The sequence below is a fragment of the Pseudomonas sp. ACN8 genome (assembly GCF_002303925.1).
In the GTDB taxonomy this organism is placed as follows: Bacteria; Pseudomonadota; Gammaproteobacteria; order Pseudomonadales; family Pseudomonadaceae; genus Aquipseudomonas.
This window is the reverse complement of the sequence record NZ_MRCS01000002.1, coordinates 1-20172: the sequence shown is the minus strand read 5'-3', so window position 1 is coordinate 20172 and position 20172 is coordinate 1. Positions and strand designations below refer to the sequence as shown.

General features: G+C 62.4%; 17 protein-coding genes. 13 read left to right on the top strand and 4 right to left on the bottom strand.

Features of this window, described 5'->3' with window-relative positions; translation table 11 throughout:
* The first annotated feature begins 86 nt into the window (after window positions 1-86).
* From BSF44_RS01375 to trxA, 3 genes are all read left to right on the top strand, one after another.
* Window positions 87-551, top strand: a complete 465-nt coding sequence (locus BSF44_RS01375) for a YbaY family lipoprotein (protein WP_095941939.1) — start codon at window positions 87-89, stop codon at window positions 549-551.
* A complete protein-coding gene (locus tag BSF44_RS01370) occupies window positions 548-1201 on the top strand; it encodes a methyltransferase (protein ID WP_095941938.1) in 654 nt (217 codons plus the stop codon). The genes BSF44_RS01375 and BSF44_RS01370 overlap by 4 nt, the downstream gene beginning before the upstream one ends.
* A 199-nt stretch (window positions 1202-1400) precedes the next feature.
* Window positions 1401-2273: a thioredoxin gene (gene trxA, locus BSF44_RS01365; protein WP_008053844.1), complete on the top strand. Its 873-nt coding sequence runs from the start codon at window positions 1401-1403 to the stop codon at window positions 2271-2273.
* 104 nt (window positions 2274-2377) lie between these two features.
* Here the strand turns inward: trxA and BSF44_RS01360 are convergent, their stop codons facing one another.
* The gene (locus BSF44_RS01360) at window positions 2378-2716 is read right to left on the bottom strand and encodes a hypothetical protein (RefSeq protein ID WP_095941937.1); all 339 of its coding nucleotides are present in this window, start codon (window positions 2714-2716) and stop codon (window positions 2378-2380) included.
* A gap of 135 nt (window positions 2717-2851) precedes the next feature.
* Between BSF44_RS01360 and BSF44_RS01355 the strand changes: the two genes are divergently transcribed.
* From BSF44_RS01355 to BSF44_RS01335, 5 genes are all read left to right on the top strand, one after another.
* Window positions 2852-3442, top strand: a complete 591-nt coding sequence (locus BSF44_RS01355; RefSeq protein ID WP_095941936.1) for a DUF2796 domain-containing protein — start codon at window positions 2852-2854, stop codon at window positions 3440-3442.
* Window positions 3443-3571: 129 nt separating this feature from the next.
* Entirely contained in the window at window positions 3572-4282 is a 711-nt protein-coding gene (locus tag BSF44_RS01350; protein WP_057713120.1) for an ABC transporter ATP-binding protein, read from the top strand.
* A 1-nt stretch (window position 4283) separates the two neighbouring features.
* A complete protein-coding gene (locus BSF44_RS01345) occupies window positions 4284-5549 on the top strand; it encodes an ABC transporter permease (protein WP_095941935.1) in 1266 nt (421 codons plus the stop codon).
* Window positions 5550-5560: 11 nt separating this feature from the next.
* Window positions 5561-6079, top strand: coding sequence for a DUF3299 domain-containing protein (locus BSF44_RS01340; RefSeq protein ID WP_095941934.1), 519 nt, complete (start codon window positions 5561-5563; stop codon window positions 6077-6079).
* 220 nt (window positions 6080-6299) lie between these two features.
* Window positions 6300-6998, top strand: coding sequence for an OmpW family protein (locus BSF44_RS01335; protein WP_095941933.1), 699 nt, complete (start codon window positions 6300-6302; stop codon window positions 6996-6998).
* 183 nt (window positions 6999-7181) lie between these two features.
* Here the strand turns inward: BSF44_RS01335 and BSF44_RS01330 are convergent, their stop codons facing one another.
* Together BSF44_RS01330 and BSF44_RS01325 are read right to left on the bottom strand one after the other, a co-directional pair.
* Window positions 7182-8111 carry an NAD-dependent epimerase/dehydratase family protein gene (locus BSF44_RS01330; protein WP_095941932.1) on the bottom strand — a complete coding sequence of 310 codons (930 nt, stop codon included), beginning with the start codon at window positions 8109-8111 and terminating at the stop codon, window positions 7182-7184.
* Window positions 8104-8988 carry a sugar nucleotide-binding protein gene (locus BSF44_RS01325; protein ID WP_095941931.1) on the bottom strand — a complete coding sequence of 295 codons (885 nt, stop codon included), beginning with the start codon at window positions 8986-8988 and terminating at the stop codon, window positions 8104-8106. Before BSF44_RS01325 ends, BSF44_RS01330 begins: the two co-directional genes overlap by 8 nt.
* A 306-nt stretch (window positions 8989-9294) precedes the next feature.
* Here BSF44_RS01325 and BSF44_RS01320 point away from each other — a divergent pair, with 306 nt between their 5' ends.
* Window positions 9295-13602, top strand: a complete 4308-nt coding sequence (locus BSF44_RS01320) for a DEAD/DEAH box helicase (RefSeq protein ID WP_095941930.1) — start codon at window positions 9295-9297, stop codon at window positions 13600-13602.
* A 118-nt stretch (window positions 13603-13720) separates the two neighbouring features.
* On the opposite strand, the gene BSF44_RS01315 is transcribed toward BSF44_RS01320, so the two are convergent.
* A complete protein-coding gene (locus BSF44_RS01315; protein WP_095941929.1) occupies window positions 13721-15850 on the bottom strand; it encodes a mechanosensitive ion channel family protein in 2130 nt (709 codons plus the stop codon).
* A gap of 246 nt (window positions 15851-16096) precedes the next feature.
* On the opposite strand from BSF44_RS01315, the gene BSF44_RS01310 reads away from it, so the two are divergent.
* Genes BSF44_RS01310 through BSF44_RS01295 form a run of 4 tightly spaced genes read left to right on the top strand, consistent with a single transcriptional unit; the run spans window position 16097 to window position 20079 of the window.
* Window positions 16097-17023, top strand: coding sequence for a DUF72 domain-containing protein (locus BSF44_RS01310; RefSeq protein WP_095941928.1), 927 nt, complete (start codon window positions 16097-16099; stop codon window positions 17021-17023).
* Window positions 17020-17817: an endonuclease/exonuclease/phosphatase family protein gene (locus BSF44_RS01305; protein WP_095941927.1), complete on the top strand. Its 798-nt coding sequence runs from the start codon at window positions 17020-17022 to the stop codon at window positions 17815-17817. The genes BSF44_RS01310 and BSF44_RS01305 overlap by 4 nt, the downstream gene beginning before the upstream one ends.
* Complete coding sequence (clsB, locus tag BSF44_RS01300) at window positions 17814-19106, top strand: cardiolipin synthase ClsB (RefSeq protein WP_095941926.1); 1293 nt, start codon at window positions 17814-17816, stop codon at window positions 19104-19106. The genes BSF44_RS01305 and clsB overlap by 4 nt, the downstream gene beginning before the upstream one ends.
* The gene (locus tag BSF44_RS01295) at window positions 19093-20079 is read left to right on the top strand and encodes a lysylphosphatidylglycerol synthase domain-containing protein (RefSeq protein WP_095941925.1); all 987 of its coding nucleotides are present in this window, start codon (window positions 19093-19095) and stop codon (window positions 20077-20079) included. The genes clsB and BSF44_RS01295 overlap by 14 nt, the downstream gene beginning before the upstream one ends.
* Window positions 20080-20172 lie beyond the last annotated feature (93 nt).

The window sequence follows — 20172 nt, the reverse complement described above, 5'->3', positions numbered from 1 at the left end:
CCCCGTGGCAAGACAAGCCATAGGCTTTGCGGTATACAGACGGGATGATCACTTGATCCATGGAATTCAGGTTTACGGAGCCACCAATGTCGTTACGTCCACTCATTTTGCTCAGTGTTTTCAGCCTGCTGGTGGCTTGCGGCAGCGATGCTCCCAAGCCTCAGCCGCCAACGCCTGGCCCGGCGCCACAGCAAGCGCAGAAGAAAGCCCGCGAGGCTGCTGAACTCGGCCCGCTACCCGCCCATCAACGCGAACTGAGCGGCACCTTGCAAGGCGTTCCAGCCGGCGCTGAAGTCGAACTGGCGCTGTTGGTGATCGACGATAAGGACCGCCCGCAACAATTGCTCGCCAGTTCCAGCCTGATCGGCAACAACCAGGTGCTGGCGTTTCACCTGCGCTTCAATCCGCAATCCTTCCCGACCGGGGCCCGCGTTGAACTGCGAGGCCGTGCCAGTCAGTCCGGGCAGTTGATCCTGCACTTGCCGTCGCAGTTGATTACCCAGCCGACCACCCAGGCCCTGGGCCAACTGCAATTCGTCAAAGCCCCATGAGTGCACCGCTCGACCTGCAACGGGCCTTGGCTGAATTGCTCGGTGATGCGCAACTGGTGGCCTGCCCGCTGCCGGAAACCGACTTGCAGCTGTGGCTGATCGACGGCGACAACATGGACCGCGCCTTCAGCCCGGAAGAAACCCGGCGCATCCTGCATGAGCCGCCGTACTGGAGTTTCTGCTGGGCCAGCGGCCTGGCCGTGGCCCGTTATCTGGCCGCAAACCCGCATTGGGTCAAAGGCAAGCGGGTGCTGGATTTCGGTGCCGGTTCCGGGGTGGCGGGGATTGCCGCGGCCAAGGCCGGCGCGCTGGAGGTGCTGGCCTGCGACCTAGACCCGCTGGCGATTGCCGCGTGTCGGGCCAATGCCGAGCTCAATGACGTACAGCTCAATTACTCCACTGATTTTTTCGCCGAGGCCGATCGCTTCGATCTGATCCTGGTGGCGGATGTACTGTACGACCGGGCCAACCTGCCGCTGCTCGACCAGTTCCTCAGCCGCGGCCGAGAGGCACTGGTGGCGGATTCCCGAGTACGGGATTTTCGCCATCCGTTGTACCGGCGCATAGAGATGTTGGAGGCCATGACCCTGCCGGATCTGGCCGAGCCCCACGAGTTTCGGCATGTGAGCCTCTACCACGCACAACGCTAGATAAAAGCATCGCGAGCAGGCTCGCTCCTACAGTGGTTAGTGTGAACCACAAGTCTTGTGGCCGACTTCAATCCCTGTGGGAGCGAGCTTGCTCGCGATGACGTCTTGTCAGACGAAACATCTCTAACGGCCACCCCGCTTCCGGCGCGCCCCCACCAAGCCGTATAGTTGCCCCATTCACGCTTTTACGAGATTGCCCATGAGTCAGGAAACGCCGTACATCTTCGACGCCACGACTGCCGATTTCGACCAGTCGGTGATCGAGAACTCTTTCCACAAGCCGGTGCTGGTGGATTTCTGGGCCGAATGGTGCGCGCCCTGCAAAGTCCTGATGCCAATGTTGCAGAGCATTGCCGAGAGCTATCAGGGTGAATTGCTGTTGGCCAAGGTCAATTGCGACCTAGAACAAGACATCGTCGCCCGCTTCGGCATTCGCAGCCTGCCGACCGTGGTGCTGTTCAAGGACGGCCAGCCGGTAGACGGCTTTGCCGGTGCCCAGCCGGAATCCGCTGTGCGCGCCCTGCTCGAACCCCATGTGCAGATGCCGCCACCGGCCGCCGCCGACCCGTTCGAACAGGCCCAGGCGCTGTTCGATGACAGCCGCTTTGCCGATGCCGAAGCGCTGCTCAAAGTGATCCTGGGTGAAGACAACACCAACGCCAAGGCACTGATCCTCTACGCCCGCTGCTTGACCGAGCGCGGTGAACTGGGTGAAGCGCAAGCCGTGCTGGATGCGGTCAAGAGTGACGAGCACAAGGCCGCGCTGGCCGGCGCCAAGGCACAGATCAAGTTTCTCGGTTTGGCCAAGGACTTGCCGGATGCCGCCGACCTGAAAGCCCGACTGGCGAAAGACCCGCTGGACGATGAGGCGGTCTATCAACTGGCGATCCAGCAACTGGCCCGTCAGCAATACGACGCCGCGCTGGATGCATTGCTCAAGCTGTTCACCCGTAACCGCAGCTACAGCGAAGGCTTGCCGCACAAGACCTTGCTGCAGGTGTTCGAGTTGCTGGGCAATGATCATCCGCTGGTGAGCACCTACCGCCGCAAGTTGTTTGCGGCACTGTACTGATCACGCCCTTGTAGGAGCGAGCTTGCTCGCGATGGACGCCAACGATAACGATGGCTAGCTGTGTAACCGCGGCGCTTTGGCATCTCTCGCGAGCAAGCTCGCTCCTACAACCAGCTATAGATCGGTGTATCCCCGCCGCTCACCACCTTCACCTCGGGACTATGGCGCAAACGCACCAGCAGGCGCTTGCCCGCCGCCGCACTGCCGGTCAGGCCTTCGAGTTGATCGAGCAGGTCCGGCCCGCTGAGCTGCCCGGCCTTGCGCAGCAGATCCCTGGCGATCTGCCACAGCGCATCATCCTGATTCAGCGGTTTTGCCGCCGGCACGTTGGCCGGGGACTTTTCCACCTGCAACTGCGCGCCCAGTCGCGCCCAGTCCGCGTCGTCCATCTCCAGGGTCAGATCCACCGGCCAGTCGCCGATGCTTCCGCGAATTCGCAACATAGCTCTGCTCCCGCACATTTCTTCCCGACATGCTCCCATGGGACTTGTGCAACGCCAAGCAGGCAGTCAAACTCTCCGCACTTACGTTATAAGATTACATAACATTTTCTTCATTTTACTTTTCGGAGACTCGCCATGCGTCGCCTGCTTCTCGCCCTGCCGTTTGCCATGTTGCCATTGGCTGTCGCCCATGCCGCCGACGAACACGATCATGAGCATGGCAGCCTGGATGCCCATGAACATGGCGTGGGACGCCTCAATGCGGCGCTGGACGGCAAGACCCTGGAGCTGGAACTGGAAAGCCCGGCCATGAACCTGGTGGGTTTCGAGCACGTCGCCACCAGCGATGCAGACAAAGCCAAAGTCGCCGCCGTGCGTGCTCTGCTCGAGCAACCACTGGCCTTGTTCAACCTGCCGAAAGCCGCCGGTTGCGTGGTGGAGAACCAGGAACTGGAAAGCCCGCTGTTCGGCGACAAGCCCGATGCCGACGATGATCACGATGAAGACGCCAAAGACGAAGACGGCCACGAACATCACGATGATCACAGCGAAATCCACGCCCGCTATCAGTTCACCTGCGCCACGCCGGCGGCACTGAAGTCGCTGGACCTGGCGAATATTTTCACCCGCTTCCCGGCCACCCAGAAAATTCAGGTACAACTGATCGGCCCGAGCGGGCAGCAAGGGGTTGATGTGACGGCCAAGGCTGCCGCCCTGAAATTCTGAATCCACCGATGATCCCCTGTAGGAGCGAGCCTGCTCGCGAAGGAGTGTCAGATACATTGGTATCGACTGATACACCATCGCGAGCAGGCTCGCTCCCACAGGGTTCACCACCAACCAGACCGGTTTCACATGACCCAAGCACTCATCGAACTGTCCGACCTGGGCTTCAGTTGGCCCGGTCACCCGCCGCTGCTGGACATCCCGGCGTTTCGCCTGGAGCGCGGGGAAACCCTGTTCCTCAAAGGCCCCAGCGGCAGCGGCAAAACCACACTGCTCGGCCTGCTCGGCGGCGTGCAAAAGCCTGATCGCGGCAGCATCCGCCTGCTCGGCCAGGAACTGACGCAACTCTCGGCCGGTGCCCGCGACCACTTCCGCGTCGATCACACCGGCTACATCTTTCAGCAGTTCAACCTGCTGCCGTTTCTGTCGGTGCGTGAAAACGTCGAACTGCCCTGCCACTTCTCGAAACTGCGCGCCGAACGGGCGAAACAACGCCACGGCAGCGTCGACAAAGCCGCCGCCACGCTGCTCGCCCACCTGGGTTTGAAGGATGAAAACATCCTCGGTCGCCGCGCCGACTCGCTGTCCATCGGCCAGCAGCAACGGGTCGCCGCCGCCCGCGCGCTGATCGGTCAACCGGAACTGGTGATTGCCGACGAGCCGACCTCGGCCCTCGATTACGACGCCCGCGAGAACTTCATTCGCCTGCTGTTCGCCGAGTGCCGCGAAGCCGGGTCGAGCCTGTTGTTCGTCAGCCACGACCAGAGCCTGGCGCCGCTGTTCGACCACAACCTGTCGCTGGCCGAACTCAATCGCGCCGCTACCCCGTCCGAGGTCTGAGATGTATCTGTTTCGTCTAGCCATCGCCAGCCTGGCTAACCGCCGCTTCACCGCGATCCTCACCGCATTCGCCATTGCCCTGTCGGTGTGCCTGTTGCTGGCAGTGGAGCGCGTGCGCACCGAAGCCAAGGCCAGTTTCGCCAGCACCATCAGCGGCACCGACCTGATCGTCGGCGCCCGCTCAGGCTCGGTGAATCTGTTGCTGTACTCGGTGTTCCGCATCGGCAACGCCACCAACAACATCCGCTGGGACAGCTTCGAACACTTCGCCAGCAACCCGAAAGTGAAGTGGGCGATCCCGATGTCCCTTGGTGACTCCCATCGCGGTTACCGGGTGATGGGCACCACCGAAGCCTACTTCGAGCACTACCAGTACGGCCGCCAGCAACACCTGCAATTGAGCGATGGCCGCGCCTTCGAAACCGACCCGTTCGAAGTGGTGCTCGGTGCCGAAGTGGCCGATGCACTGCACTACAAACTCGGCGACAAACTGGTGCTGGCCCACGGCGTCGCGGCGATCAGCCTGGTCAAGCATGACGACAAACCGTTCACCGTGGTCGGCATTCTCAAGCGCACCGGCACGCCGGTGGACCGCACGCTGCACATCAGCCTCGGTGGCATGGAAGCGATTCACATCGACTGGCACAACGGCGTGCCGGCCCGGGGTGAGGGGCGCATCACCGCCGACCAGGCGCGCAACATGGACCTCACGCCGCAAGCGATCACCGCGTTCATGCTCGGCCTCAACAACAAGATTTCGACCTTTGCCCTGCAACGGGAAATCAACGAATTCCGTGGCGAGCCGATGTTGGCGATCCTGCCGGGCGTGGCGTTGCAAGAGCTGTGGAGTCTGATGGGCACCGCGGAAAAAGCGCTGTTCGTGGTCTCGCTGTTTGTGGTGCTGACCGGGTTGATCGGCATGCTCACGGCGATTCTAACCAGCCTCAACGAGCGCCGCCGGGAAATGGCGATCCTGCGCTCGGTGGGCGCGCGCCCCTGGCACATCGCGACGCTGTTGGTACTCGAAGCCTTTGCCCTGGCGCTGTCGGGCGTGATCGCCGGCGTGGCGTTGCTGTATGTGTGCATCGCCGCGGCCCAGGCCTATGTGCAAGCCAACTACGGCCTGTTCCTGCCGCTGTCCTGGCCGACCGAGTATGAATGGACGCTGCTCGGTGGCATCCTGATCGCCGCGCTGCTGATGGGCAGTGTGCCGGCCTGGCGCGCCTATCGCCAATCCCTGGCCGATGGCCTGTCGATCCGTTTATGAGGACGTTGAAAATGCCCCGCGCTGTATTTGCGCTATTGATGCTGGTCGCCCTGCCCCTGTGGGCGGCACAGCCAAAAGACCTGACCTGGTCGGAGATGATCCCGCCCGACGCCCCGAAAGAAGTGCCGAACATGACGCCGCTGCACGATCTGTCGCAGATGAGCAGCACGCTCTCGGCAGAGTCGGCACCAGCAGCCAGGCAGGACCTGCCCAACGCACCGGTGGTCAAGGCCCTCGATGGCCAGAACATTCGCCTGCCAGGCTACATCGTGCCGCTGGAAGTGAGCGAGGAAGGCCGCACCACGGAGTTTCTGCTGGTGCCGTATTTCGGCGCCTGCATCCATGTGCCGCCACCGCCGTCGAACCAGATCGTGCACGTCAAGAGCGAAGTCGGCGTGAAGCTCGACGAGTTGTATCAGCCGTACTGGATCGAAGGCGCACTGCAGGTCAAGGCGTCCACCAGCGAGTTGGCGGATGCCGGGTATCAGATGGAGGCGGACAAGATTTACCTGTATGAATTGCCGGAGTGAGTCCGGTGGTCATGCGTTGCTTGATAGTCAGTATCGCGAGCAGGCTCGCTCCTACAGATGATCGCGTCCCCTTGTAGGAGCGAGCTTGCTCGCGATGAGGCCATCAAAAACACCAAAAAAATCACTCCCGCCCCACTTTCATTGAGCTGCATCAAAAGACCGAATAGTTAGCCGGCTTACCATTGGACATCGAACACTTTTAACGTCCTCTGGAGCCCCCATGAACAAGTCCATGCTCAGCGCTTCGCTGGTTGCCCTCGCGCTCGCAGCCCCGCTCGCCCATGCCTTTGAGGCCGGCGACATTCTCCTTCGCGCCGGTGCAATCACCGTCAACCCGCAAGCCGACAGCTCCAGCGTCAAGGTCGATCAAGGCCCGCTCGCAGGTGCCGACCTGGGTGGCAAGGCGACACTGAGCAGCGACACACAACTGGGCTTGAACTTCGCCTACATGCTCACCAACCACCTGGGTATCGAGTTGCTGGCAGCCACACCGTTCGAGCATGACGTGAAACTCAAGGGCACGGCCCTGAGCGCGGCCAACGGCAAACTCGGCACCCTCAAGCACCTGCCGCCGACCTTGAGCCTGGTGTACTACCCGCTGGATCCGAAGTCGGCCTTCCAGCCGTACGTCGGCGGTGGCATCAACTACACCTATATCTACGACGAACACGTTGGCAGCCAGGCGCAGTCCGCCGGTTTCAGCAACTTCAAGGCGGAAAACTCCTGGGGCCTGGCGTGGCAGGTCGGTGCTGACTACATGTTGACCGACAACATCATGATCAACGCCCAGGTCCGCTACATCGACATCGATACCCGCGCCACCGTCGAGAACAACTCGATTGCCCCAGGTACCCGGGCACGTGTGGACGTCGATGTAGACCCGTTCATCTACATGGTGGGCCTGGGTTACAAGTTCTAAAGAACGTTCACGTGGTGGTGAATGAGGCTTGGTGGCGAACAGACTAAATACTGACGGCGACTGCTTTGTAGTCGAACGGGGGAAGCCCCCTCGCCACAGGGAATCTACCTGCATCAGGTAAATTCCGGCCGTGAAAAAGGCGCCTGTAAAAAGGCGCCTTTTTCATGTCCGCATGGAAGCGATCTATCGCCCCAGCAACCGCGCCAGCCCCACGCGCATCGATGTCTGCTCCGTGGTACTGAAGCGCTCCAACAGGCGCCGGTTATTCGCCCGGGAATGACGAATGTCACCGGAGCGCGCCGGGCCGTAGCTCACCGGTGGCAACTTGCCGACCACGGCTTCGAGCGCTTCGAGCATTTGCTTAAGGGTCGTCGCCTGGTTCCAGCCAACGTTGACCGCACCGACTTCGACCTGGGGCATTTCGATGGCCTGCACCAGCAAGTCGACCAGGTCTTCGACGTAGACAAAATCCCGGGTCTGCTCGCCATCGCCAAACACCGTGATCGGCAAGCCCTTGAGTGCGCGCTCGCTGAAAATGCTGATCACCCCGGAGTACGGCGAGGACGGATCCTGGCGCGGGCCGAAGATGTTGAAGAAGCGGAAAATCACCGGTTCCAGACCATGCTGGCGGCGATAAAAGTCGAAGTAATGCTCGCTGGCCAGCTTGTCCACCGCGTAAGGCGTCAGGGGCGCCTTGGGCGTGTCCTCGTCGATCGACTCACCTTCGCCATTGTTGCCATACACCGCCGCACTGGAGGCAAACAGCACGCGTTTGACCCCGGCCTGGCGCATGGCTTCGCAGACGTTCAGCGTGCCGATGAAGTTGCTCTGGTGTGTGCGCACCGGATCGTCCACCGAGGCCTGCACCGAAGCCACGGCGGCCAGATGCGCCACGGCGCTGCATCCGGACATCGCCCGGGCAACCAAAGCCGCATCGGCCACGTCGCCGACGACCAGTTCGACCCTGGGATTGTCCAGCGGCAGATTGCTGCGCTTGCCGGTGGACAGATCATCGAGAATCCGCACCGCATGGCCCTTGGCAAGCAGCGCGTCGGTCAGGTGTGAACCAATGAAACCGGCACCACCGGTGATCAAAACGGGGCCGTCAGCCATGGCGATAGAACCTGTCCAGTAGACCGGGAAGCGCCGCACGCCAGGCGCGCGGTTTGATCCCGAAGGTGTGCAGAATTTTCTTGCAGGCCAAGACCGCGTGTTGCGGTTCTTCGGCGGCATCCGGACGCGCGGCGTGGGCCTGGGCGGTCGGGGCTTCGATGGCCAGCGGATGCAGGCTGCGGGCTTCGGTCAGAATCGCCTGCCCCAGCGCCAGCGGCGTGGTCGCCTCATGCCCGGCGTAGTGGTAGGTGCCCCACAGCGGCGCGGCGCAATCGAGTTGTTTGAGCACAGAAATGATCACACGGGCGGCATCGTCGACCGGCGTCGGATTGCCGCGCCGGTCGTCGGCCATCAGCAATTCTTCAGGTTGTTCGGCACGGGCGAGGAAGCGGCCAAGGGTGCCATCCGGGCTGTCGTCCAGCAGCCAGCCGAAACGCAACAGCACGTGTTGCGGGCAGGTGGCGCGAACGCTTTGTTCGATTCGCCACAACGCCTGACCGCGCAGGCCCAAAGGCACCGGTTCGTCTTTTTCGCTGTAGGCGGTGGCACGGGAGCCGTCGAACACGCGATAGCTGGAAGGTTGCAGCAGCACGATGTTGTGGTGCTGGCACAGTTCCGCCAGACGCTCGATCGCACGCTCCTGGCTGGCCAGACGCTGTTCGCTCACCGCCTCGGCCTGAAACCAGTCGAAGTAGTAGGCAAGGTTGATCAATGCATCGGGACGGGTGTCGTCGAGCAGTTGTGTCAGGCTCGCGGCATCCCAGCCGTCTTCGGGCGGGCGGGGGGCGAGGAAGCCGATGTCTTCCTCCGCACCGAGGCGAATCAGCGCCTGCCCAAGGGCATTTCCGCCGCCCAGTAACATAAGGCGCATTCGCATAGAGTCAGCAGGCCCAGTCTGATTGAAACAATGGCTTTATCGACATCGCCCCCAGGCGATGTCGTTGGTAATTGCCGGAATCGTTGCATTTTGCGGGTTTAGTGCGCAACCGTCACCCGTAAAGTGTAGATGCCCTGGATTTGTGGTGCTGTCTCTGGCCTCTTCGCGAGCAGGCTCGCTCCCACAAAGGATTTGTGTTCACCACCCCTCTGTGGGAGCGAGCCTGCTCGCGAAGAGGCCCTGAAGACCAGCGAAGGTCTTGAGCGGTACTTGCAACTTCCCGTTCCCACCCGCATAAATTGCTGCATGAACCTGCCCATCCCCGCAGACAGTGCCCTGAGCGGCTTTCACCCTGCCGTCAGCGCCTGGTTCAGCCACACGTTCGCAGCGGTCACCGCCGCCCAGGCCCGGGCGTGGCCGTTGATCCGCCAGCGCCGCTCGACCCTGGTCGCCGCGCCCACCGGTTCCGGCAAGACCCTCACCGCCTTTCTCGCTGTCATCGACGACCTGGTGCATCGCGGCCTGGAAAGCCCGGAAGGCTTGCCCGACTCCACCCTGGTGGTCTACGTCTCGCCGCTCAAGGCGCTGTCCAACGACATCCGGATCAACCTGCAAAACCCGCTGGCCGGCATTACCGGGCAATTGCGCATGATGGGCCTGCCCGAACTGCAGATCAGCACCGCCGTGCGCACCGGCGATACACCGCAAAAAGACCGATCAGCAATGCGCAAAACGGCGCCGCACATTCTGGTGACCACGCCGGAATCCCTGTATGTGCTGCTCGGCTCCGATTCCGGCAGGCAGATGCTCGGCACCGTACAAACGGTGATCGTCGACGAGATCCACGCCATGGCCGCCAGCAAACGCGGCAGCCACCTGGCACTGAGCCTTGAACGCCTGCAAGCCCTCTGCCCGGAGCCGCTGCTGCGCATCGGTCTGTCGGCCACGCAAAAGCCCATCGAAGCCGTCTCGCGCTTCCTGGTCGGTCGCGACCGTCCCTGCGAGATCGTCGACATCGGCCACGCCCGCCCCCGCGACCTGGACATCGAAGTGCCGCCCGTGCCGCTATCGGCCGTGATGGCCAACGATGTCTGGGAACGGGTGTACGACCGCCTCGCTGCCTTGGCCCGGGAACACCGGACCACACTGATTTTCGTCAACACCCGGCGCCTGGCCGAACGCCTGAGCCGGCACCTGAGCGAGCGTCTGGGCAAGGATGCCGTGGCGGCCCACCATGGCAGCCTGGCCAAGGAATTTCGCCTGGATGCCGAGCAGCGACTCAAGCGCGGCGACCTGCAAGTGCTGATCGCCACGGCGTCGCTGGAGCTGGGGATCGACATCGGCGACGTCGACCTGGTGTGCCAGATCGCCTCGCCTCGCTCGATTGCCGGGTTTCTGCAACGGGTCGGCCGTTCCGGGCACCAGGTCGGCGGCACGCCCAAGGGGCGTTTGTTCGCCACCACCCGCGACGACCTGATTGAATGCGCCGCGCTGCTCGACTGCGTGCGCCGGGGCGAACTCGATACCTTGCTGATCCCGCAAGCGCCGCTGGACGTGCTGGCGCAGCAGATCATCGCCGAGGTCAGTTGTCAGGAATGGCCGGAGCAAGCGCTGCTGGAGATGCTGCGCCGCGCCTCGCCCTACGCCGCACTCGACGACAAACACTACCTGGCGCTGCTGCACATGCTCGCCGAGGGTTACAACGGCCGTCAGGGCATCCGCAGCGCCTACCTGCACCGCGACGCCGTGAGCCGCACCCTGCGCGGTCGCCGGGGCGCGAAACTGACGGCGGTGACCAGTGGCGGGACCATTCCGGACAACGCCGACTACAGCGTGCTGCTGGAGCCTCAAGGGCTGAACATCGGCACCATCAACGAAGACTTCGCGGTGGAAAGCATTGCCGGGGATATCTTCCAGCTGGGCAACACGTCCTATCGGATCCTGCGGGTGGAAACCGGCAAGGTCCGGGTCGAGGACGCCCAGGGCCAGCCGCCGACCATTCCGTTCTGGCTCGGTGAAGCACCGGGGCGCAGCGCCGAGCTGTCCGCGGCAGTGGCGCGCTTGCAGGCACAACTCGACGACCTGCTGGGTGCCGCACCGGGCAACTTGCAGCCAGCGCTCGACTGGCTGACCGAGACCCTGGGCCTGAACCTCGCCAGCGCCGAACAACTGATGGATTACCTGGCCCGCGCGCGGCAAACGCTGGGCGCCCTGCCATCGCAAGACACGCTGCTGATGGAGCGCTTTTTTGACGAGTCCGGCGGCACGCAACTGGTCATTCACACGCCGTTCGGCAGCCGCATCAACCGCGCCTGGGGCCTGGCCCTGCGCAAGCGTTTCTGCCGCACCTTCAACTTCGAATTGCAGGCTGCCGCCAGCGAAGACGCCATCGTGCTGTCGCTGTCCACCAGCCACAGTTTTGAACTGGACGACGTCTGGCGTTACCTGCACAGCAACAGTGCCGAACACATACTGATCCAGGCCGTGCTCGACGCGCCGCTGTTCGGTGTACGCTGGCGCTGGAATGCCGGTGTGGCCCTGGCCCTGCCGCGCTACAGCGGCGGGCGCAAAGTCCCGCCGCAGATCCAGCGGATGAAAAGCGAAGACCTGATCGCCAGCGTGTTTCCCGATCAGATCGCCTGCGTGGAAAACCTCGCCGGCGAACGGGAGATTCCCGACCATCCACTGGTAGAGCAAACCCTCGACGATTGCCTGCACGACGCCATGGACACTGAAGGCTGGCTGGCCTTGTTGCGGCGCATGGAACACGGTGACATTCGCCTGATCAGCCGCGACTTGCCGGCGCCTTCGCCGCTGGCGGCGGAGATTCTCAGCGCCCGCCCCTACACCTTTCTCGACGATGCGCCACTGGAGGAACGCCGCACTCAAGCCGTACTCAACCGCCGCTGGACCGACCCGCAATCCACCGACGATCTCGGTGCCCTGGATACCGAGGCGATTGCCGCCGTGCGCGACGAAGCCTGGCCAGCGCCCTCCGGTGGCGATGAAATGCACGAGGCCTTGATGAGCCTGGCGTGCATCACCGATGCCGAAGCCGGCGCCAATCCGCAGTGGCTCGACTGGCTCACGACCCTGGCCGACAGCGGACGCGCGGGCCGTTTGCAGATCAACGCCGGGCAATCGTTGTGGCTGGCACTGGAGCGCTTGACCTGCCTGCGGGCGATTTATCCACAGGCCGAATTGATACCATCGCTGCAAGCGCTGCCGGACTTCGACGAGGTCTGGGATCCCGAAGAGGCCATCCTCGAACTGATCCGCGCGCGGCTCAGCGCCTTCGGGCCGCTGGCGCTCGATCGTATTGCCGAACCGCTCGGCTTGCCCGCTGCACAGATCAACCAGGCCCTGGCGCAACTGGAACGCGAAGGCTACGTGCTACGCGGCCGCTTCACCCCGGGCACCACCCGGGAAGAATGGTGCGAGCGGCATTTGCTGGCGCGGATTCACCGCTATACGGTCAAGCGCCTGCGCCGGGAAATCGAACCGGTGGCGTTGCAGGATTTCATGCGATTCCTGTTCGACTGGCAGCATGTCTCGAGCGCAAGCCAGGGTCAGGGCGCGGCGGTTTTGCCGGCCGTCATTGCGCAATTCGAAGGCTACCCCGCTGCCGCTTCAGCCTGGGACAGCAACATCCTGCCGGCGCGGATCAAGGACTACTCGGCGACCTGGCTGGATGAGTTGTGCCGCAGCGGCAGACTGGTGTGGACGCGCCTGACTGCGCACAGCAAAAGCGCCAGCACCGCCCTGCGCAGCACGCCGATCGTTTTGCTGCCGCGCAACCGGGTCGGCCTCTGGAGCGGCTTGACCGAACAGACGCCAGTCAGCGAACTCTCGCCGAAAACGCAAAAGGTCCACGCGGCCCTCGTCCAGCATGGCGCGCTGTTTTTCGATGAGCTGATCCATGAGGCCCATTTGCTGCGTTCGGAGCTGGAAATCGCCCTGCAGGAACTGGTGGGCGCGGGGTTGGTGAACGCCGACAGCTTCGCCGGGTTGCGCGCACTGATCACCCCGGCCAGCAAGCGCCAGCCGCGCAACAGCCGGCGTGGGCGCGGGGCATTCATCGGTGGCATGGACGACGCCGGGCGCTGGGCTTTGTTGCGACGCGTGCCTGCCGAGCCGGTGGTGCAAAACCAACGGACGCCTGCCGAAACCCTTGAACACATCGCCATGACCTTGCTGCGCCGCTACGGCGTGGTGTTCTGGCGCTTGCTGGAACGTGAAGCGGACTGGCTGCCGAGCTGGCGTGAACTGCTGCGTACGTTCCATCGCCTGGAGGCACGCGGCGAGATACGCGGTGGGCGCTTTGTCAGCGGCCTGGCGGGCGAGCAATTCGCCCTGCCCGAGGCGATTCCATTACTGCGCGAGGTGCGGCGTCGGCCCCATGACGGCAGCCTGGTCGCGGTGTGCGGGGTCGATCCGCTGAACCTCGCCGGCACGCTGTTGCCCGGAGCGAAAGTCCCGGCACTGGCGAGCAATCGGCTGGTGTATCGCGATGGATTGCCGGTGGCTGCCGAGATTGCCGGCAAGCAGCAGTTCTGGGGGGAGCTGGATCAGCAGATGAGTGCTGAAGTGCGCAGCAAACTGATCCGGTATTGAGGGTGTTTTATCGGGCTTCATCGCGAGCAGGGCTCACTCCTACAATTGATCTGTGTCGTTCACAAATCCCCCTGTAGGAGCGAGCCTGCTCGCGATGAGGCCAGAGCAGCCAAAAAAACTATTGAGACCGTGGCCGATCCGGCATCAGCACCGCCGAGTGATCCGGCTCATGCCCCGCCTCGGGTAGCGGCTCGACCGGATGCCTCGGAACCAGCGCCTGCTGTGGATAAGTCTGCGCGAAGTTCACCCACGGGCAGTTATCCACAAGCTTTTTCAAACGCTGGTTGAAGGCCCGGCTCACCGCGTATTGACCACCGGACACCGTGCGAAATTGCGCGGTCAGCACCACACCGTTGAGGTCCATCCTGTCGACGCCAAACACATCCAGCGGCCCTTGCAGGTTGTAGCGCAGGAAGGGATCGTTGCTGATGGAATGCCCGGCCTCGCGGATCAGTTCGATGGCCTTGTCGACATCGGTATCGTAGGTAAATTGCACCGAGAAAAACGCATAGGCGAATTGCCGCGATTGGTTGGTCACGGCCTTGATCTGCCCGAACGGCACCGAGTGCACGAATCCCTTGCCGTCGCGCAGGCGCAAGGTGCGGATGGTCAGGCCTTCGACGGTGCCTGCGTGACCGGAATCGAGCACCACCCAGTCACCGATGGACAGGGTGTCTTCGATGATGATGAACAGCCCGGTAATCACATCCTGCACCAGTTGCTGGGAACCGAAACCGATCGCCAGGCCGATGACCCCGGCACCGGCCAGGAACGGCGCGACGTTGATCCCCAGGTTGGCCATGGTGGTGATCGCGCAAATCACCACCAGGATGATTTTGATCGCGTTGCGCAACAGCGGCAGGATGGTTTTCACCCGCGTACTCGGCTGGCGCGCCGAGCGCTTGTTGGTCGGTGGCTTCAGTGCTTCCTGAATCGCCGTGTCGAGCACCACCCAGACCATCCAGGTCACCAGCAGGATCAGACCGATATGGCTCAGAGAATCACTGATCGCCCGGCCCACGGCATTGCTCACCGCGAATTCGAACAGCGACACGCCCCAGATCCGCCCGAGGATATCGATGAACACGATGGCCATGCCGATGCGCAACAAAGCATGGGACAGGTTGAGAAAACGCTCTTTGTAAGCGCCGCTGCGGCGCAGGTCCGCTTCGCTGCGGGCCTTGAACAAATGATGCAGCGTGGTGCTGAGAAACACCGTGGCAATCAGCAACACCGTGGTGAACAAGGCGCTGCGCAGCACTCTCTGATTGTCCACCCCTGCGCCGATCAGGTTGATGATCGAAACCAGTACCATCAACAGAATCGGCCAATACCAGAGCCCGGAAAATATCCGCAGGGTTTCACGCAACGCCGGCTGCCTGAGGCGCTGGGCCAGCGGCAAAATACGGATCACATGGGCGACCGGGCGGCGCATGCGGATCACCAGCAAACCGAAGGACATCGACGCTGCCAACCCGGTGAACACAGCGATGCTGCCGGTGAGATTGTTGCCCAGTTGATGGGCGATCTGCGGACTGGTCAGGGCATCGCTCAATGCCACCAGAAAGCCGATAGCGAACAAGGGGCGGGGACTCTTGTCGCGAATGATCTGCACCGCCCGCCGCTTGTGCCCGGCATTGAACACCACTACCAGCGACAGCACCAATGACCCGGCAAATATCCCCGCGCTGGCGGCATAAGCCAGACACAGCGCCAGCGCCCGTCCCGCCGATATCGGCAAAAACTGGCTGGCATAAATCGTCAACGGCAGACTGATCACCGCCGCAAGGGTGTAGGGCAGCACATAACCGAGCAACGCCTGGCCCCGTTCACGACTGAGCAGCAGACGATGCTCGCACAGGCGCCTGGCGGCCATCCGCCCGAGCAGCCAAAGACAGGCAAACACCACCGTCCACACGCAGGTCAGCAACAGGAAATCGCCGGCGACGCTCCAGGGCGAACGGGCCGAAGGCTGATTGACCAACTGATCCACTTCATCGACCGCGAGGCCGGCACGCAGACGCCAGACGTCGACGAGGTTTTCGTTGAGATCGAGTTTGGTCTGGACCTCGTCAATGCTTGTACTGATGGCCCCCAGTAACCCGCCTTGCACCAGCGGTTCGGGGTGTGCCGGAGGCGTCGCGGCGGTCGCGGTGGCGGGCAGCCCCGGTATCGCGGCGGCTTCCAGTTGCTCGCTGCCCACAAACAGCAACGCTCCCAGCAGTATCGCGGTCTTGAGCCTGATCAAAGCACCCGCTCCTTTGGCTGTGTCTGTATGGAACTGATCGAGAAATGCCGGGCAAGTTCGGATATGGCCCCCTCGGCACAGACTAGCACTCGTACTCGTGATATTTGCCTTGGGCGCAAATATCAAATGCCCCATCCAGTATTTTTCTGAATGACCGAGGGTCGGGGGACCGTCCGTAGCGCCATCGAAACTTTCGCCGCAGCCTCGTAGTCATCTCAAGACAGGGGCTGTAAGACCGGAGGCGACATGGCGGCGATTCATATCGGTATTTCAGGCTGGCGCTATACGCCCTGGCGGGGAGACTTCTACCCCAGGGGCCTGACCCAAAGGCGCGAATTGCAGTTCGCCTCGCGGGCGGTCAACAGCATCGAAATCAATGGATCGTTCTACGCGCTGCAACGGCCCGAACGTTATGCCCAGTGGTATGGCGAAACCCCGCTCGACTTCGTCTTCAGCGTCAAGGCCCCGCGCTTCATTACCCATATCAAGCGGCTGCGGGACATCCACAAGCCGCTGGCGAATTTTTTTGCGTCCGGAGTGTTGGAGTTGAAAGAAAAACTCGGGCCGATCCTCTGGCAGTTTCCGCCCAGCTTCAAATTCGACGTCGAGTTGTTCGAAAACTTCCTCGACCAACTGCCCCGCAATACCGAACAGGCCGCCGCCCTCGCCCGCCAGCACGACTCCCACGTCACCGGTCATGCGAGTCTGAAGGCTTACAAAAAGAAGCCCTTGCGCCATGCCGTGGAAATCCGTCATGACAGTTTTGTCGATCCGCTGTTTGTCCGCATGCTCAAGCGCTACAACACGGCCCTGGTCATCGCCGACACGGCAGGTAAATGGCCGTACCGCGAAGACATCACCAGCGATTTCGTCTACCTGCGCCTGCATGGTGCCGAAGCGCTTTATGCCAGCGGTTACACCCCACAGGCACTAAAACACTGGGGCGAACGAATCGAGGCCTGGCATCACGGCCAACAACCGGATGATCCACAATTGATTGCGCCCCGGCAGAGGCCAAAGGCGTGCAAATCCCGGGAGGTGTTCTGCTATTTCGATAACGACATCAAAGTCCGTGCCCCCTTTGATGCACGCCATTTGTTGCAACGCCTGCACCTCGACAAAAACCTCGCCACCATCCCCGGTGAGCCTGCCGCCGAGGGCGTGTTGCCATGAGTATTCCCGAGCCGGTCGGCGTCACGGACGAGCAGACACCCATCAGCACGACAGTACGCAGCTTCACCGTGCTGACGGTCAACACCCATAAAGGTTTCACCGCGCTCAACCGCCGTTTCATCCTGCCGGAACTGCGTGAAGCGGTGCGCAGCGTATCTGCCGATGTGGTGTTTTTGCAGGAAGTCCACGGCACCCACGAGCAGCATCCCAGGCGCTACACCAACTGGCCGGCGATGCCGCAATACGAGTTCCTCGCCGACAGCCTGTGGCCGCAGTTCGCCTATGGCCGCAATGCGGTGTATCCGGCGGGCGATCACGGTAATGCGCTGTTGTCGAAGTTCCAGATCATCCGCCACGACAACCTCGACGTGTCCTTCAGCGGCCACGAGAATCGCGGTCTCTTGCATTGCGTGCTGCGCTTGCCCGGCGACGGCCAGGAAGTGCATGCCATTTGCGTACACCTGGGGTTGCTCGAAACCCATCGCACCGCGCAACTGAAGCTGCTCGCCCAGCGCCTGGACGCCCTGCCCGGCGATGCCCCGGTGATTGTCGCCGGGGACTTCAACGATTGGCGCCTGCGCGCCGATGCAATGCTCACGCCCAGCGGTTTGCGCGAAGTCTTCGCCGCGCACCATGGCAAACCGGCGCGCAGTTTCCCCGCGCGCTGGCCGGCATTGCGCCTGGACCGCATCTATGTACGCAACCTCAAGGCCAGCCATCCGCAAGTGCTGACCTCCCGGCCCTGGTCGCACCTTTCCGACCACGTCCCGCTGTCGGTGGAGATCGAGCTATGAGCAGCCACTCGATGGAAAAAAACACGCTGGAGCACATCCCCGCCCCGTCTTCCCTCGAGCCGACTGCGGTCGATGTCGAATACGGCTGGCAAGGCAGCAATCGGGTCGAGTTGCTGGAAAACGGTGAGGCGTATTTTCCCCGGGTGTTTGAAGCCCTGCGTCGGGCGCAAAGTGAAATCCTGCTGGAAACCTTCATTCTGTTCGAGGACAAGGTCGGCAATGAGCTGCAACAGATCCTGATCGAAGCCGCTCAACGCGGCGTGCGCACCACCGTCAGCCTCGACGGCTTTGGCTGCGGTGAACTGAGTACCGGGTTCCTCACCGCCCTGACCGTCGCCGGCGTGCACCTGCAAATGTTCGACCCGGCACCGAAACGCCTGGGCATCCGCACCAACTGGTTTCGGCGCCTGCATCGCAAGATTGTGGTGGTCGATGGCACCGTCGCGTTCGTCGGCGGGATCAACTTTTCCGCCGATCATCTGGCCGACTTCGGCCCCGAGGCCAAACAGGATTATTCCGTGGAAGTACAAGGTCCGGCCGTTGCCGATATCCATCACTTTGCCCTGCTGCAATGCGGGCGCCCGGCGCACGCCAGATACTGGTGGCACCGCCGTCGGCAGCGGCGTTCGGAACTGGCCTTCAGCGACCACGACGGCCAGGTGCGGCTGGTGTACCGCGACAACGGGGAACACCAGACCGACATCGAGGAGGTTTACCGCCAGGTATTGCGCCAGGCGCAGCGTCGGGTGGTAATCGCCAACGCCTACTTCTTTCCCGGCTTCCGCTTGCTGCGCGAGATCCGCAACGCGGCCCGCCGAGGCGTGGATGTGCGGCTGATCCTGCAGGGCCAGCCAGACATGCGGGTGGCCAGGCTTGCGGCGCGCATGACCTACGATTACTTGCTCAAGTCCGGGGTAAAGATCTACGAATATTGCGACCGCCCGCTGCACGGCAAGGTCGCATTGGTGGATGAGGACTGGAGCACCGTAGGCTCGAGCAACCTCGACCCGTTGAGCCTGTCGCTGAATCTGGAAGCCAACGTGCTGATCCGCGACCGTGGCTTCAATCGAGTTCTGTTCGATCGCCTGGAAGACCTCAGCGACAACCATTGCAAGGCCATGTCTCACGACATCGCGCCACGCGGGCGGGTCTGGCACATGACCATCGGTTTTCTGGTATTTCACTTCCTGCGGCATTTCCCGGCATGGGCCGGTTGGTTGCCGGCGCATAAACCACGCCTGAAACCCTTCCCCCCTCCGACCGGGAGCGCTGACCATGAACCGCGCTGAACCCAACACGACAACTCACGCCAAAAGCCCTGGCAAGTCGCATTGGAGCCGCTGGAAACGACCGCTGACGATGCTGTTTTTCCTGATGCTGATCGTGCTGTTCACAATGCTCGCCCAGCGCCTCGAATGGAGCGAAGTGTTCGAAAACCTGGCCGATTTCAAGGTGCGCACACTGATCATTGCGTCGGGGCTGACACTGGTGAGTTTTCTGGTGTACGCCTGCTTCGACCTGATCGGCCGCACCTACATCCGCCAGAACCTGACCTGGAAGCAGATCCTGCCGGTGGGGATCATCAGCTACGCCTTCAACCTGAACCTCAGCGCATGGGTCGGCGGCATCGCCATGCGTTACCGGTTGTATTCGCGGCTCGGGGTCAGCAAGAGCAACATCGCGAAAATCCTCGGCCTGAGCCTGGCGACCAATTGGTTCGGCTACATGGTGATTGCCGGTGCCGTGTTCAGCAGCGGGCTGGTGCGCATGCCGCCGGGCTGGAAGCTCAGCAGTAGTACGCTGCAAGGCGTGGGGGTTTTGTTATTGCTGCTGAGCGCCGGGTACCTGGCGGCGTGTCGGTTTGCCAAGCGTCGGGAGTGGGCAATTCGCGGAATGGAAATTGACTTGCCGTCGCTGCGCATGGCGGTGCTGCAACTGGCCCTCGGGGCTCTGAACTGGTCGCTGATGGCGGCGGTGATTTTCACCTTGCTGCCGAGCAAACTGGACTATCCGCTGGTATTGGGCGTGCTGTTGATCAGTGCCATCGCCGGGGTCATCACTCACATACCGGCCGGGCTCGGCGTGCTGGAAGCAGTGTTTGTGGCGCTGCTGCAACACGAGACTTCGCGGGGCAGCCTGGTGGCGGGACTGCTGGCCTATCGAGCGATTTATTTCATCCTGCCGCTGTTGATTACCGTGGTGATGTACCTGCTGGTGGAAGCCAAGGCCAAGGCGTTGCGGATAGAGAAAAAACCCAAGTGATTTTGTGCTGGTTGTGAAGACGCCTTCGCGAGCAAGCCCACATGGATCGAGGGTGTACATAGAATCTGCATCCACCAACAGACCTTGTGCGGG